The organism is Caballeronia udeis (assembly GCF_001544555.2).
Classification (GTDB): Bacteria; Pseudomonadota; Gammaproteobacteria; order Burkholderiales; family Burkholderiaceae; genus Caballeronia; species Caballeronia udeis.
In genome coordinates this window covers 1-16,087 of the sequence record NZ_FCOK02000097.1, presented here as the reverse complement: position 1 = coordinate 16,087, position 16,087 = coordinate 1, and the positions used below count along the sequence as shown (strand labels likewise).

General features: G+C 60.7%; 10 protein-coding genes and 1 pseudogene. 5 read left to right on the top strand and 6 right to left on the bottom strand.

Features of this window, described 5'->3' with window-relative positions; genetic code table 11:
• Positions 1 to 189 precede the first annotated feature (189 nt).
• The 3 genes from AWB69_RS39910 to AWB69_RS39900 are packed head-to-tail and all read left to right on the top strand — an operon-like array spanning position 190 to position 2,261.
• Entirely contained in the window at positions 190 to 807 is a 618-nt protein-coding gene (locus AWB69_RS39910; RefSeq protein WP_062092284.1) for a cytochrome b/b6 domain-containing protein, read from the top strand.
• Between the two features lie 3 nt (positions 808 to 810).
• Complete coding sequence (locus AWB69_RS39905; RefSeq protein ID WP_062092283.1) at positions 811 to 1,593, top strand: molybdopterin-dependent oxidoreductase; 783 nt, start codon at positions 811 to 813, stop codon at positions 1,591 to 1,593.
• Between the two features lie 35 nt (positions 1,594 to 1,628).
• Positions 1,629 to 2,261, top strand: coding sequence for a hypothetical protein (locus tag AWB69_RS39900; RefSeq protein WP_062092282.1), 633 nt, complete (start codon positions 1,629 to 1,631; stop codon positions 2,259 to 2,261).
• Between the two features lie 152 nt (positions 2,262 to 2,413).
• Here AWB69_RS39900 and AWB69_RS39895 read toward each other — a convergent pair whose 3' ends face one another.
• Positions 2,414 to 5,089, bottom strand: coding sequence for a YadA-like family protein (locus tag AWB69_RS39895; protein ID WP_062092281.1), 2,676 nt, complete (start codon positions 5,087 to 5,089; stop codon positions 2,414 to 2,416).
• Positions 5,090 to 5,756: 667 nt separating this feature from the next.
• Between AWB69_RS39895 and AWB69_RS39890 the strand changes: the two are divergent.
• Positions 5,757 to 6,023, top strand: a pseudogene (locus tag AWB69_RS39890) (hypothetical protein); the annotation flags it as partial.
• 15 nt (positions 6,024 to 6,038) lie between these two features.
• Here AWB69_RS39890 and AWB69_RS39885 read toward each other — a convergent pair.
• The 4 genes from AWB69_RS39885 to AWB69_RS39870 all read right to left on the bottom strand — a co-directional run bounded on the left by AWB69_RS39885 (position 6,039) and on the right by AWB69_RS39870 (position 11,283).
• Positions 6,039 to 8,279 carry a xanthine dehydrogenase family protein molybdopterin-binding subunit gene (locus AWB69_RS39885; protein ID WP_062092280.1) on the bottom strand — a complete coding sequence of 747 codons (2,241 nt, stop codon included), beginning with the start codon at positions 8,277 to 8,279 and terminating at the stop codon, positions 6,039 to 6,041.
• Between the two features lie 28 nt (positions 8,280 to 8,307).
• Positions 8,308 to 9,312, bottom strand: coding sequence for an FAD binding domain-containing protein (locus AWB69_RS39880; RefSeq protein ID WP_062092279.1), 1,005 nt, complete (start codon positions 9,310 to 9,312; stop codon positions 8,308 to 8,310).
• A 13-nt stretch (positions 9,313 to 9,325) separates the two neighbouring features.
• Positions 9,326 to 9,994: a (2Fe-2S)-binding protein gene (locus AWB69_RS39875; protein ID WP_082913800.1), complete on the bottom strand. Its 669-nt coding sequence runs from the start codon at positions 9,992 to 9,994 to the stop codon at positions 9,326 to 9,328.
• Positions 9,995 to 10,236: 242 nt separating this feature from the next.
• Positions 10,237 to 11,283: an FUSC family protein gene (locus AWB69_RS39870; RefSeq protein ID WP_062092278.1), complete on the bottom strand. Its 1,047-nt coding sequence runs from the start codon at positions 11,281 to 11,283 to the stop codon at positions 10,237 to 10,239.
• Positions 11,284 to 11,567: 284 nt separating this feature from the next.
• Here AWB69_RS39870 and AWB69_RS39865 point away from each other — a divergent pair, with 284 nt between their 5' ends.
• Positions 11,568 to 13,016 carry an NAD-dependent succinate-semialdehyde dehydrogenase gene (locus AWB69_RS39865; protein ID WP_062092277.1) on the top strand — a complete coding sequence of 483 codons (1,449 nt, stop codon included), beginning with the start codon at positions 11,568 to 11,570 and terminating at the stop codon, positions 13,014 to 13,016.
• A gap of 203 nt (positions 13,017 to 13,219) precedes the next feature.
• Here the strand turns inward: AWB69_RS39865 and acnA are convergent, their stop codons facing one another.
• On the bottom strand, positions 13,220 to 15,937 hold the full coding sequence (gene acnA / locus AWB69_RS39860) for an aconitate hydratase AcnA (protein WP_062092276.1): 2,718 nt from the start codon (positions 15,935 to 15,937) through the stop codon (positions 13,220 to 13,222).
• Between the last annotated feature and the right edge of the window lie 150 nt (positions 15,938 to 16,087).

The following is a 16,087-nucleotide window of genomic DNA, read 5'->3' as shown; positions in this document are numbered from 1 at the left end:
AGATGACAAAAAAGTCATTAACGCGTCATCCGCCGATCAGCGTGCGGTAGCTAAGATGGAATCCAGACGAGGCCTTCGCGGATCGTGCCTTGGCACCTTGCGGCGTGGTCATGTGCCCATCAAGTCCCCCGAATCCTCAAGTCACAGCATCTTTGCATCCCGTTCGATCCATCCCATCACGAGGCGAGCTTGAATTCATCTTCGACTCAACTTTCGACTCATGTCATAGCCCAGCCCGGCTGGGTTCGCATCACGCACTGGATCAACGCGCTGGCGGTGGTGGTGATGGTGACGAGCGGCTGGCAGGTCTATAACGCTTCGCCGATTTTCCCTTCGCTGGTTTTTCCGTCAAGCATCACGTTGGGCGGATGGCTGGGCGGCGCGTTGCTGTGGCACTTCGCGGCCATGTGGGTGCTGGTCGCGAACTTCCTGGTGTACGTGGGGCTGAACATCGTCTCCGGACGGTTTCGCCGCAAGCTGTTTCCGCTCAGCGTCAAAAGCATCTTCGGCGATCTGCGTGCCGCGCTGACCGGCAAGCTCAAGCATGACGATCTCACGCATTACAACGCCGTGCAGAAGGCTGCGTATCTGGCGGTGATCGTGGACATTGTGGTCGTCATCCTGTCGGGTCTTGCGGTCTGGAAGTCGGTGCAATTCCCCTGGCTGCGCGACCTCATGGGCGGTTACGACAACGCTCGCGTGGTGCACTTCTTCGCGATGAGTTTCCTGGTGGCGTTTTTCGTATTGCACGTGGTGATGGTCGCGCTCGTTCCACGCTCGTTGTTGCTGATGATCCGGGGCCGTTGAACCATGCTGAACAGAAAGAGCGAACTGATTGCGTCGAAGCTTGATGTCGACAACATTCTCAAAGATGCGCGCAATGAACTGAAGGCGCCTGCGCGGCGACTTTTCGGCAAACGCATTTTGTCGCTTGGCGGTCTCATGATGCTGTCAGGCTGCAATATCTCCGACGATAAATCCGTGAACACCGTGTTGCGGACCATGTCGCGTTTCAATGACGAAGCACAGGCCTTCCTCTTCGATCCGAACAAGCTCGCGCCGACCTATCCCGAGTCGATGATCACGCGGCCGTTCCCGTTCAACGCGTTCTACGACATCGACGATGTACCGATCGTCGATGCAGCCACGTATAAGCTGCCGGTTGGTGGATTGGTGAAGGGCAAGAACGTCTGGACGCTTGAAGAGCTGCGTGCGTTGCCGCAGGAAAGCCAGGTGACGCGGCACATCTGCATTGAAGGATGGAGCGCGATCGGCAAGTGGGGCGGGGTGCGTTTCGCCGACTTCCTCAAGCGCTCCGGCGCCGACACCACGGCCAAATACGTGGCGTTTCACTGCGCTGATAACTATTCAACCAGCATCGATATGCCGACCGCGCTGCATGCCCAGACGCTCCTGACGCTGACGTACGACGGCCAGGTCCTGCCGCCGAAGTACGGCTTCCCGATGAAGCTGCGCATGCCGACGAAGCTTGGCTACAAGAACCCGAAGCATATTGTCTCGATCACCGTGACGAACGAATATCCCGGCGGTTACTGGGAGAACCAGGGTTACAACTGGTTCGGCGGTGCCTGAATTTTCTCGCGTCAAATACTAAAACTGGAGCCTCCATGTCTATTGCGTCATCTACTTCATTGCGTTTGAAACTCGGTGTATCGGTTGTTGTGCTCGCGTTTGCCGGCGTTGCATTTGCCCAGGCGCCGGCGGCCAAACCCGCGCGTATTCGCGGCGATATTGTCTCGTTTTCCGGCGATACGCTGACCGTGCATCGTCGCAGCGGCGACACCGTGACAATCGACATGAAGCAGGACACACCGGTCACCGCGGTGAAGAACATCAAGCTCTCCGACATCAAGGCCGGCTCGTTCATCGGTACGGCAGCGACTACGGGTACCGACGGCAAGATGACGGCGACCGAAGTGCTGGTATTCCCGGAAGCGGCACGCGGCACGGGTGAAGGCCACTATGCGTGGGACCTCTCGCCGAACAGCACGATGACGAATGCGAATGTCGACCAGGTCGTGACGGGCACGAGCGGGCGTGACCTGAAGCTGTCGTACAAGGGCGGCAGCAACACGGTGACGGTGCCGGACGGCGTGCCTGTGGTGACGTTCGCGCCGGCGGCGCGCACGGACCTGATCGCGGGCAAAAAGGTGTTTATCGTCGCGACGCCGGTGAGCGGTACGCAGTTTGCGGCGTCGCGCGTAGTGGTTGAGAAGGATGGCGTTGCGCCGCCGATGTAAGGCCTGATTGAGCGGCTTGAGTTTGGGTAGCGGGTTGGGGAAGATGCTTTGCGGCAGAGTGAGTCCCTGGCCAAGTAACGAGAAACCCCGGCAGCCGAAAGGCTGCCGGGGTTTCTCGTTCAACTACCGCACGTTATCGGCGGTGCGGCTGGTTAAAACTCGTAACCGACCTGGGCACGTACGCCCGCATCGCCACTTGACGTCACCGAAACAGCACCATTCGTAGTCCAGCGGTTGTTTTCCGAGCGATGGGTTACGCCCACCGCTGTTGCCGATTGGCCCTTATAAACCGCGCCACCCGCTGCAACAATAGTCTTGCCCGGACCCGAGGGCGTCAGATTGGGCATCGCCATCGCCGCTGCCACGCCGGCATACGCGCTTTTCGAGACTTGGTTGAGCTGGCTCTGCACACCGGCAATACGGCCGTCGGTGTAGTTGTTGGACTGCGTCGCCGCCGCGTTCAACTGGTTCAGGTTCACCGCGTCGGTACCTTGCGTACCGTCTGCGACGTTCGTGACCTGACGCTCGCTGCCTGCTGCACCCACCGACACTGAGTTCGCGCGGTCGGCCACCGAGTTCGCACCCAGCGCCACGGAGTTGTCCGCACTCGCCACTGCGCCCGCGCCCATCGCAACCGCATTGGTACCGGAAGCCGCCGCGTTAGCGCCTATCGCCGTGGCATGCTTGCCGCTTGCCGTTGCTGCTTTGGCAGCGGGGTCAGAGTCCACTGCAATGAGCGGGTTCGACACATTCGCCGCCGCGTTCGCCGCGATGGTCGCCAGGTCACCGATCGCCGCGTTCATTTGAGCGACGTTCACTGCGTCCGCATCGTCTACACCGGCTGCCACGTTGTGGATCGTCGTGCCACCCGGGACGCCGTCACCCATCGTCGCGCTGCCGTAGTTCGCCGAACCGTCGGCGTTGTGGTCGTAGGTCACCACGGCCTTCGTGTTGCCGTTGCTGTCGATCACTCCGGTCGCCTTCAACTGCGCGACGTTCACTGCATCCGTATCAGCTGTACCGGCTGCGACGTTGCTGATCTGCCGTTCGTTGCCGGCCGAGCCGACCGACACCGCGTTTGCACGATCCGCCACCGAATTTGCACCCAGCGCCACCGAGCCATTTGCTGAAGCTTGCGCATTGCCACCGATCGCGACCGAATCCGTGCCTGTTACCTGCGAATCCGGCAGCATCGAGTTCGAGTGGAAGTACGTCATGCCGCCGCCGCTGTTGATGTCTTTCAGCGCGCTGCTCATGGTCGCAATGTTGTCGGTATTCTGCGTGGTACGGCCATCCAGGTTGGTCAGCGCGTCACCCACGTTGCCGAAGGTGTTGCCGCCGATGTCGTACTGCGGCTTCGTCACCGAACCATCCTCATTCACACTCGAGCCGCCGCCCATCGCATCCGCGACGCTTTGGGACACGCCGTACAGCTGCGAGCCGTTCACCGCCTCCGTGCTCGACTCCGACACCCCGCCAGCCGCCACGCCCGTCACCACGCGGTTGCCCGCCGCGCCGGCCATGCTGATCTGCAGGCCGTCCGTCGCAGCACCGACCGTCAGGTTGCGGGTGGTCTGGTCCTGTTGCACCAGGCCCACTTCGCCGCTGTTGAGCTGGTTCGTGATGTCTGTGACCGAGTTTGCAACGGTCGTCACGCGCGAATCGACGTTCGTGATGTCAGTCGCGTTCTTCGCGATATCGGTGGTGTTCTGCGTAACGTTCAGGTTCGTCGTGTGCAGCTGCGAGCCGTTCACTGCATCCGTGCTCGACTCCGACACCTCGCCAGCCGCCACGTGCGTCAGTACCGTACCTGAGGCGCCCCCAAGCGTCACCTTGCCTTGGGTCGCATCGTCGTACGCGACGAACGAGTTCGTTGCGTTGCCGCTCGTGTCGACCGTCAGGCCCGCCGCCTGCAATTGCGCATAGTTGACCGCGCCCGTGCCCTGCTTAGCGGCCGCCACGTTTACAATTTGACGCTCCGAGCCGGCAGCGCCAACAGACACAGAGTTGGCAACGCTTGCAACCGAATTCGCGCCAAGCGCCATGGAGTTAGTGGCGTTGTTGTTGACTTGTGCTTTGTAACCAATGGCAGTCGAATTGTTTGCTCCGGTACCAACATTGGTGGAGGAGCCGATCGCCATCGAACCCAACGAACTAACCGTTGAGGAAGACCCCATCGCAAGGCTGTCTGTCATGTTGGCCGCGATCGATGAGTTCGAACCAACGGCGATCGAGCGCGACGCTCCCGTATTGACTGTCGCGCTGGTGCCGTTAGCCCAGGAGTCATCGGCGAGTGCTTTAGCCTGAGCACCCATTGCGAATGCCGACACCCCTTTAGCTTGGCTGAACGCTCCCACCGCCGTTGCATTGTCCTGACTGGCGATGGCGTTCGAACCCAGCGCTGTCGACTGGACAGCCAGCGCTTGAGCCCCCCCTCCTACGGCCGTTGTATATGTCGAAGTTGAGGCCAAAGCTGCTGTCCCCGCCTGCGCACCATTACCGATCGCCGTCGCTGAACAACCGCTTGCGGACGCCGAGTACCCGAAAGAGCTTGAATAATCCGATACGGCCTGTCCAGGGCACGTCTTAGAGGATGTGTATGCGTTATTACCGACAGCAGTGTCGTTCGCACCGACCGCGACCGCCCCGCTGCCGGACGAAAAACCGTCGGCAAGAGCGAACCCACTGTCAGCGAGCCCGGTCGCCAGCAGAATTCCGAGAAGCGCCTTCTTGCCCCGGCTCTTCCCGCCGCGACTTTTCGCTACTTCCGACGCCGCAACATAAGCTTGGGTGGTTTCATTCCATACGGTTTTATAAGACGTGTTCATGTTTTTATCCTTTGAATAGGCGGCAACTTGCCGTTCGCTGTAGAAGCGGCCCTATCAGGGCATTTCGCCAGTCAGGCGGGAGAGCGGAAGAATTGAGAAATCGACCGTAGAAAAGAGATGAATCCGATCAATTTGTTACTTCTTCCGGCGACAACCCAATGTAATGCTTTCGAATTTAAGACTTAATGAGACAGTTCTTAAATTCTTAAGGACGGAGCAGGTCGTCTATCAGCCCTTTAAACGCGCTTCGAGGCAAGCTTCACAGTCCAAGCCATACGGGCCCAATGCTCAGCCAGTCAGCAATGCGAGAAGGCGAGCGCCGATACACCATGGCCATGTTTTAGATTGGGATAATTCCGAATGCGCGGACGAGTCGAATCATGAAATTGTGGACAAGCGAATATCATCACGAGCTATCAATGCAGAGTTGGCAGTTTCTGGATAGTTTCACGCAATTGAATTTGACTTCGCGCAATTATCTGAATCGGTTTTTTTCATAAATATTGTCGCTCGGTACAAATAGGAATGTCGCAGTCGATATAAAATATCGCCTAAATAATTGCGAAACTGCTAACGCAAAATATGCGAGTTGATACTGCATAACGAAGGTCCGCATGAATCGTGTTCGATTGAGTTGCTAAATGGGCTGATGATTGGAACGATGCGGGATCTCTCGCCGAACAGCACGATGCCGAACGCGAATGTCGACCAGGCGGTGACAGGCACGAGCGGGCGTGACCTGAAGCTGTCATACAAGGGCGGCAGCAACACGGTGACCGTGCGGGACGGCGTGCCTGTGGTGACGTTCGCGCCGGCGCGCACGGACCTGGTCGCGGGCAAGAAGGTGTTTATCGTCGCGACGCCGGTGAGTGGTACGCAGTTTGCGGCGTCGCGCGTAGTGGTTGAGAAGGATGGCGTTGCGCCGCCGATGTAATGGCTTAGTGCGGCGTTAGGCCTGTCCTCGCGCCGCCAGAAGGTCTTCGATCCGCACAGGAAGATTGCGCACGCGTATTCCTGTCGCATGATGGACGGCATTCGTAATGGCAGGCGCAATGCCTGCCAGGCCGATCTCTCCAATCCCGCGCGCACCGAGTGGATTCAGTGCGAAATCCGGATAGTCCAGGAACGTTACGTCCATCTTCGGTGAATCGGCATGTGTCGTCATCACATAGTCGGCGAGGTTGCGATTCAGCGGCGCGCCTGAACGCGAGTCGTAGTGCGTCTCCTCGAACAGCGCCATGCCGACGCCCATCACGATCGCCCCTTCGATCTGGTTCAGACCCGTGCGCGCATTGATGATCTTGCCTCCGTCGATCACGCTCACAACCCGGCTCACACGTAACGGTGCGGTTTCCGGCTGCCACGTGACCTCGATAAAATGCGCGCAATACGAGTGGATCGATACTTTGTCCGCGTCGGCATCTGCCTGGCTCGCAGCGGAACGACCTCTGCCCAGCAGGATGCTGACCTGCGCAGGTGCCAGAATTCGTTCAAATGGCACGCCCGCTCCGGGCGAGGTCCCTTTGTGATAGACCATGCCTTGTTCGAAACCCAGCGCGTCCACCGGCTGCCCCTTGAACGGCGAATTGTCCGCCCCGGCGGCAGTCGCAAGAAGTTGCTGTACGACAGCCTGGGTGGCCTGCGTCACGGCGGGAACGAGCGACGCGGTCACCATCGAGCCACCGGACAATGGTCCCGGCGGCAAACGTGTATCGCCGATTATCACGGAAATCTTGTTGAGCGCGATTCCGGTCAGATTGGAGACCATCTGGGCCAGGATGGTGTAGGTGCCCGTGCCGATATCCTGCGTCGCCGTCGCTACGCGAGCAGTCCCATCCCCATGCAGTTCGACGATCGCTTCAGCGGGTAAGCGCCTCGCTGCCCACGACCCCGCTGCGGCACCCCAACCGACCACCAGGCCATCGCGCCGCATCGAGCCGACGGCAGCGGTGCGGTTCGACCAGCCAAACTTGTCAGCGCCGAGCGTCAGGCACTCCTTGAGGTGCCGGGACGAGAACGGCACGTTCCGGCTTTCGTCCATGGCGGGTTCGTTGATCAGGCGCAAGCGGACCGGATCGACGTTGAGCTTGATGGCGAGTTCGTCAACAGCCGACTCGATTGCGAACAGGCCGGGAACCGCACCTGGGCCGCGCATGGACGTGCTGGGTGCGATGTCCCGGCGCGCGAAGGCGGCAGTCACGCGCAGGTTAGGCGAGCTGTACAGGTAGCCCGTCGCTTCTCCGCAGTTCTCCTTGCGAGTTTCCTGTCGAGCCGTCTGATAGATATAGTCCTGCTGGAACGAGGTGAAGCGCCCATCGGGCGTTGCCGACAAACGCATGCGCTGCTGCGTGCTGGTGCGGTGGCCCACGTTATGAAACATCATCTCGCGGGTCACCACGAGCTTCACGGGGCGCTGCAGATTGCGCGACGCGGCGGCAGCGAGCAACGAATGCGACCATGGAAACAGCTTCCCTCCGAATCCCGAGCCAAGGTATTTCATGATCACGCGCACCTGATCTTCCGGCACGCCGAGCATCAGCGCCATGACCTGCCGCTGGTTGACAATCGACTGGGATGTTTCGTAGAACGTATAGTTTGTGCCATCGAATGCGGCGACAGTCGCGTGCAGTTCGATCGGGTTGTGCGTTTCGATCGGAGTGGTGTAGGTCTGGTCAAGCTTGAGCGCATCAGGCGCATTGGCGAAAGCGGTGTCAACGTCGCCTCGCTGCGTATCGACAGAAGGCGTGTTTTCCGCCGACATCTCCGTGCGCACATCGGGCTGGCTCGTCGAATAGCTTACCTTCACGGCAGCGGACGCTGCGGTTGCCTGCTCGAAGGTATTGGCCACTACTACGGCAAGGTACTGGCCGTAGTAGTAGACGATGTCATCCTCGAAGGGCGGGCGCTTTTCGTCGATTTTCGCATCTGATGCGAAGCCGACACGATAAAACTTGCCGATGTTCTCGCGTGTGAAGACCGCTTTTACGCCGGGCATTTTCGCGGCAGCAGCGGTGTCGAGCCGCGTCACACGTCCCTTGCCGATCGTCGCGCATACGGGCACGGCGTAGAGCATCCCGGGCAAGATGAAATCCGACGTATACGTCGCGAGGCCGCTTACCTTGAGCGGACCGTCGATTCTTTGGAAGTCGCCGCCAATCAACGGCTGCGCTTTCTTCGAAGCTAATTGCATAGTGTTCTCCGCGCCACGCGTTGTCGCGTCAGGCAGTCTGGGTGGCAAACATGAGTGCGTGCTGAATGCAGCGCTTCGCCAGTTCGACCTTGAAGCCGTTCTGGCTTTGCGGGCGGGCTGTCTGAAGCGCGGCTTCGGCTGCCGCACGAAACGCGGCGGCATCGGGTGCGCGTCCGAGAAGTGCCGCTTCCGCCTCGCGTGAGCGCCATGGCTTCACGCCCACACCGCCGAGCGCGATCCTGACGTGGTCGATCCTGCCGGACGATACCGTCACGATGACCGCGGCCGACGCCAACGCAAACTCGTACGAAGCACGGTCACGCAGTTTCAGATAGACGCTGCGATTTCCGGGCATCGGCGCGGGAAGCGTTACGTGGGTGATCAGCTCGCCGGCATTGAGCGACGTTTCGTGTTCAGGTGTAGTGCCGGGCAACAGGAAAAAGTCGTCAATGGCGATGCTTCGTTTGCCCTGCGGACTCTCGATGTGCACGCTCGCCTCGAGCGCCGTCAGGGCGACATTCATGTCCGACGGATTGGTTGCGATGCAGTGGTCGCTCGTCCCGAGGATGGCGAGATTACGGTTGAAGCCGTCGATCGCGGAGCACCCGCTGCCTGGTTCGCGCTTGTTGCAGGGTGTTTGCGTATCGCGGAAATAAACGCAGCGTGTTCGTTGCAGCAGGTTGCCGCCGGTCGTTGCCATGTTGCGCAACTGCGCCGAGGCGCCCGAGAGCAACGCCTGGGACAGCACGGGATAGTGCGTCTTGATCGATGGATGATTCGCGAGATCGGCATTGCGCACCGTCGCGCCTATCGTGACGCCGCCGCCGTCGAGCGTTTCGACCTTGTCGAGCGGCAGGCGGTGGATGTCAATGACCTGTGTCGGGCGCTCCACGTCGAGCTTCATCAGGTCGAGCAGTGTCGTGCCTCCGGCCAGAAAGCGTGTGCCTTGCGTGCTGGCTGCACTGGTCTGCGTCGTTGCCATGTCCAGCGCCTGTTTGACATTGGCCGCGCGCTTGAGCTGAAAGTGTTCCATTCGTTTGCTCCGCTCAGGCTTTCCGGCGAACTTGCTGGATCGCGGACACGATGTTCGAATAGGCGCCGCAGCGGCAGATATTGCCGCTCATCGCTTCCTTGACGTCCTCGTCGCTGTGGCCGTAGGGCTCGTTGAGCAGCGCCACGGCGGACATGATCTGCCCGGAGGTGCAGTAGCCGCATTGGAAGCCGTCATGCTCGACGAAGGCTGCTTGCATCGGATGCAGGTTGCCCGGCCGTCCAATGCCTTCGATCGTGGTGATCGCTTCGCCTTCGTGAGTGGCCGCAAGGCTCAGGCACGAATTCACCCGCCTGCCATCCACGTGGACCGTGCACGCGCCGCACTGGCCGTGGTCGCAGCCCTTCTTGGTGCCGGTGAGGCGCAGATGTTCGCGCACGCAATCGAGCAGGGTGGTGCGTGGATCGATATTCAGTTCATGGAGCGTGCCATTGACGTTCAACCGCACATGAACGTTGCCACTCTCCGTCGGCGCGACGTCGCTTGGCGCGCCGTTCTGGCCTGCGTCGTCGGAATCCGCGAGAGCAAGAGAATGAAGTTGCCCGGTGCTCACGGCGACTCCCGCCGCACCGACGCGTGTCAAAAAAGAGCGGCGTGTCACGCGCTCGAAGAGCGTCGCCGGTTCATCATCAGTAGTGTCTGGTTGCTGAGGCTTGTCGTTCATGTGTCAAATTCCCGTTGAAGCACGGATAGAAGAGGACCGAAATGGTTTTCGGCGTTCTACGCCCAGGTTCGATACAGATGATAGGCAACCGCGGTGGCGTCAAGATGGCCGCGAGATGGCGGGAAGATGGCGCACGGCTCCGAGCCGTGCGTATGCGTTGCCCGATGGGCGTTCTGTAGGGCGGTGGCGACGAGATTTGCTGACTTGGTCCATGGCGGACCTGTGGAGTGCCCGCTCCTTTCCTACCCCCGTTTATCCAGCACTTCCACCGTCGCGATCAGATCCCCGAAATCCTGGACCAGCAGGTTCATCACGAAAGGCAGGACGGTGTTTTTCTCCATCGTTTCGCATGCGTTGTTCGATGCCGTTCTCAGTCGTTCGAACGACGCACGCGCGAGCCGGACGTTCTCGTCCTGATGGCTGTGATCGGCATCGAGTGTGGCGGCCAATGTTTTTGAAGACTCTGCGAACGCGTCGGCGGTGACGTTCAGCGCATCGCGATTGGCCGCACTCAGTCGCCCCGCGAGTTGCGGATCGCCGGCAAAAGCCTGGCCCAGAAACAGCGCGTCCCGATGCAGCCGGGTCAGCATGGGCGCGACCTTGCCGATCACGTTCCCGCGCGTGGGCTTCACCGGCACGATGATGTGCTCGCGGCCCGCTTCAGTGATGGCCTCGTCGAGTGCCTGTTCGGCGGCCGCGCAACGCCGATGCAGAAGTTCGGCTTTGTCCACGTCACCGGGCTTGTGCAGGGTCAGCGTGATCAGTTCGCCCAGCGCGAGGACGATTTCACTCGCGCGGTCATGGGCCATATTGATCGCGCGGTTTGGCATCAGGAACGCGACAAGGAGCGCTGAACCCGCGCCGATCAGTATTTCGCACAAGCGGTCGATCGGCCGTTCGAACGGCGAGCCCAGGCCGCTTGCCGGAACCAGCACAACGACGACGAGCGTGACGCAGGCGAGCCGGAGGGTCGGCCGCCAGGCGGCCAGTGCGGCGAGCGGCAGGAGCGCAATGGCGAACACGATGAGCGGCTGCGCGCCGCGGACGATGGCGAACAAGCCGACCATGCCGATCACGCCACCAATCACCGCACCGACGATCTGGTCGCGGCCGATGTTCAGCGCCTGGTTGAGACTCGGCTGCGTGACGACAACCAGCGTGGTGATGACCGCCCAGTAAAGCTCGGGCAGCGTGGCGAGTTTGGCGACGGCGTAGCTGAGCAGGCAACTGATGAGCGTGCGGGCGAAGCGCCGGAGTTCGGGCGTGGGCGTGAGTTTTTTCGTGAGCACGAGGGGTTTATCGGCTGAATTCCGTCGGGGTTGTCGGGCTCGCGCCTGGCAGCTGGCTTGCCGCCGGCAGCGGTCAGTTTAAGTTCAAACCCGGGGCAATAGCCGACATAAAACCGCCCCCTGCAGCCGCGGCAGCGCCCCGATTCAGAGCCGCGAGCAAAACCCTCGTGATCGCGTTACCATAAATGGTTAATTCACCGGGTTTCGACTGTCGAGAATGTCGACCCGGCCCCGGCGGCAGTTTCCCCAATAACCGCGACCACCACGGACATCAGGAGCCAAGCATGAGCGACAGCACTCTTTCGCGTCATTACCCGAACACGCAGTTGTACATTGACGGCGCATGGCGCGCGGGCAGCCGCGACACCGCCGTCGTCAATCCGGCGACGGAAGCGGAAATCGGCCGTCTCTCGCTGGCAAGCGAACAGCATCTCGCCGACGCTGCCGAAGCCGCCGGACGCGGTTTTGCGGCATGGCGCAAGGTATCGGCATTCGATCGCAGCAAGCTGATGCGCCGTGCCGCGCAGAACCTGCGCGACCGCGCCGAGGAAGTGGCCGCGATCATGACCATGGAGCAGGGCAAGCCGCTGGTCGAATCGCGCATTGAAGTGCTGGGCGCAGCGGACACCATCGACTGGTTCGCTGAAGAAGCGCGCCGCACGTACGGCCGCGTGATCCCGGCGCGTGCCGGCAATGTGCGCCAGATCGTGACGCGTGAGCCGGTCGGCCCGGTGGCCGCCTTCACGCCGTGGAATTTCCCGATCAATCAGGCCGTGCGCAAGGTGTCGGCGGCGCTCGCGGCAGGGTGCTCGGTGGTCCTGAAAGGACCGGAAGAAACGCCGGCAAGCTGCGCGGCGCTGGTTCAGGCTTATATCGACGCAGGGTTGCCCGCCGGCGTGCTGAACCTCGTGTTCGGCGTGCCCGCCGACGTCTCGAAGTTTCTGATCGCGCATCCGCTGATCCGCAAGATCTCGTTCACGGGCTCGACCGCAGTCGGCAAGTTGCTGGCCGCGATGGCCGGCGAGCACATGAAACGCGCCACGATGGAACTCGGCGGCCACGCCCCCGCGCTGGTTTTCGCCGACGCCGACATCCCGCGCGCAGCCAAGCTTCTGGCCAGCGCCAAGTTCCGTAATGCCGGTCAGGTGTGCATTTCTCCGACGCGTTTTATCGTCGAGGAATCCGCTTACGAGGAATTCACGGAGCATTTCGTCGCGACGACGAAGAAGCTCAAGGTCGGCAACGGCCTGGAAGAAGGCGTGCAAATGGGAGCGCTTGCCAACGGCCGCCGCCTGCAGGCGATGGAACGTCTGGTCGCCGATGCGGTGGAACAGGGCGCCAAGGTGCTGACGGGTGGAGAACGCATCGGCCGTGAAGGCTATTTCTTTGCGCCGACGGTGCTCGCCAATGTGCCGATGTCGGCCCGCATCATGACGGAAGAACCGTTCGGCCCAATCGCACCGATTTCGACCTTCAAGTCTTACGACGAAGCGATTGTGGAAGCGAACCGTCTCCCGTATGGCCTGGCAGCGTATGCGTACACGCGCTCGAGCGCGACGTCGGCGGTGGTGGGCGAGGACATTGAAAGCGGCATGGTGTCGATCAACCACCATGGGCTCGGAATTCCGGAAACGCCGTTTGGCGGCGTGAAGGATTCGGGCTACGGCTCGGAAGGCGGCAGCGAAGCCATGGAAGCGTATCTCGTGACGAAGTTTGTGAGCGAGGCGCGGTAAGACGAATAGCAGGTAGCTTCAGGTAAAAACGCGACGCGGCTTCGGCCGCGTCGCTTTTTTTTTGCTGTTAGTTTTCGTCCGGGTTTTTAGGCTGGACCAAGACGCGAAAAAAAACCCGGCCGAAGCCGGGTTCAACGTTCCCGCGCCCTGATCTCAAAAGGGCGCGGTCACCTGCAAAAAGCTACCGCGGAAAAGCGGAAAACTTACGCTGCCAGCAGCGAGCGCAGCACGAACGGCAGGATCCCGCCGTGCTTGTAGTAATCCACTTCAATCGGCGTATCGATACGCAGCAACACCGTCACGCGCTGCTCGCTGCCATCCTTGCGATGGATCACGAGCGTCACTTCCTGCTGCGGCTTGATATCGGACGTAAGGCCTTCGATATCGAACGTTTCTTCGCCCGTGATGTTCAGTGACTGGACGCTGTCCGTGCCCTTGAACTGCAGCGGCAACACGCCCATGCCGACCAGGTTCGAACGATGGATCCGCTCGAAGCTGCGCGCCACGACAACCTTCACGCCGAGCAATTGCGTGCCCTTGGCGGCCCAGTCACGCGACGAACCCGTGCCGTACTCTTCGCCGGCAAACACAATGGTCGGCGTGCCTTCGTCGATGTACTTCATGGCTGCGTCATAGATCGACATTTCTTCGCCGCTCGGCTGGAATATCGTCAGACCGCCTTCCACGCGCGAACCGTCTTCCTTCAGCGGGATCATCAGGTTCTTGATCCGCACGTTCGCGAAGGTGCCGCGCATCATCACGTCATGATTGCCGCGACGCGAGCCGTAGCTGTTGAAGTCGGCTTTCTGCACGCCGTTCGCCTTCAGCCACACGCCTGCCGGCGAGCTTTCCTTGATCGAACCAGCCGGGCTGATGTGGTCGGTCGTGACCGAGTCACCGAAAATGCCCAGCGGACGTGCGCCCTTGACGGCCGGAATGCTGTCGGCCGGCGTCATCGAAAAGTCCTTGCCGAAGAACGGCGGCTCGGCAATGTAAGTGGACTTCGGCCAGTCATACACCTGGCCCGCTTCGCCTTCGATCTTGCTCCACAAGTCGCCGGTCTTCGTGAGTTCGGCGTAGTTCTTGCGGAACGCATCGGCGTCCAGCGCGTACTTCAGCAGCGCGTTGACTTCTTCGCTCGTCGGCCAGATGTCGCCGAGGAAGATGTCCTTGCCGTTCTTGCCCTTGCCGACCGGTTCCGTCATCAGGTCGACCGTCATGTTCCCGGCAATGGCGTAAGCCACGACCAGCGGCGGCGAAGCCAGGAAGTTGGCGCGGATGTTCGGGTGAATACGCGCTTCGAAGTTACGGTTACCGGACAGCACGGCGGCTGCCACGATGTCGTTCTTCGTGATCGCGTCGTTCAGTTCCGGCGTCAGGTCGCCCGCGTTGCCAATACATGTCGTGCAGCCGTACGCGGCCAGCGTGAAGCCGAGCTGGTCGAGGTAGGTCAGCAGGTTGGTCTTCGTCAGGTATTCCGTGACGATCCGCGATCCCGGCGCCAACGACGTCTTGATGTGCGGTGCAACGGTCAAACCCGCTTCCACAGCCTTCTTGGCCAGCAGACCGGCGGCCAGCAGGACGCTCGGGTTCGACGTGTTCGTGCACGACGTGATGGCGGCGATCAGGATGTCGCCGTTCTTCACATCGACCTTGTTCGTGGTCGTGTATTGCTTGTCCAGATCGGCAGCCTTCTTGCCGAAGCCGTTGTCGCTGACAGCCTTCGAAAACAGCTCGGTGAAGTTCGACTTCACATTGCCGATTTCGATACGGTCTTGCGGACGCTTCGGACCCGCCAGCGAAGGCGTAACCGTGCCGAGGTCGAGCGTCAGGGTCTTCGTGTAGTCGATCTCGCCGGCCTTCGGCACGCCGAACAGGTTTTGCGCCTTGAAATAGGCTTCGAACGCCTTGATTTCGGCTTCGGTGCGGCCCGTGCCCTTGAAGTAGTCGATGGTTTTTTCATCGACCGGGAAGAAGCCCATGGTTGCACCGTATTCCGGCGCCATGTTGCCGATGGTCGCGCGGTCCGGCAGCGACAGCGACTTCGTGCCTTCGCCGAAGAACTCGACGAACTTGCCGACGACCTTCTCTTTACGCAGCATTTCGGTAACGGTCAGCACCAGGTCGGTTGCCGTCACGCCTTCGCGAATCTTGCCCTTCAGTTCCACGCCCACCACGTCCGGCGTCAGGAAATACACCGGTTGGCCGAGCATGCCGGCTTCAGCTTCAATCCCGCCCACGCCCCAGCCCACCACGCCAATACCATTGATCATGGTCGTGTGGCTGTCCGTGCCGACGAGCGTGTCCGGGTAATACACCGTGTCGCCGTCGACCGACTTCTTGTGCACGCCACGCGCCAGGTATTCCAGGTTCACCTGGTGGACAATGCCCACGCCCGGGGGCACGACCTTGAACGTATCGAAGGCTTGCATGCCCCACTTCATGAACTGGTAGCGCTCGTTATTGCGCTGGAATTCCAGCTTCATGTTCAGGTCGAGCGCGTCTTTCTGACGGAAGTAATCGATCTGCACCGAGTGATCGACCACCAGGTCGACCGGCACGAGCGGCTCGATTGCCTTCGGGTCCTTGCCTGCACGCTTCGCAACGCCACGCATGGCTGCAATATCGGCGAGCAGCGGCACGCCGGTGAAATCCTGCAGCACGACGCGCGAGACGACGAACGGGATTTCATCGGTACGATCCGCGACCGGCTTCCAGTTCGCCAGTTGCTTGATGTGTTCTTCGCCGATCTTCTTGCCGTCGTAGTTGCGCAGCACCGATTCGAGCACGATGCGGATCGACACCGGGAGGCGTTCGATCTTGACGTTCAGCGCCTTTCCGAGCGCGGGCAACGAGTAGTACTTGCCTTTGCCGGAACCGCTGTCGAATTCCTTGAGCGTTTTGTGGAGATTGTGGGCCATGTTTTTTTCCTTGGTTTAAACGAGGAAATACCTTCGAAACGTGTGATCTAAAAACGGGTGACGAATGCTGACTAAATCACGTACAAATCAACGTATTCATTGACCGGCATTGCTTCGAGCGCTGCCTGATCCAGCGATACCGCGAGGATC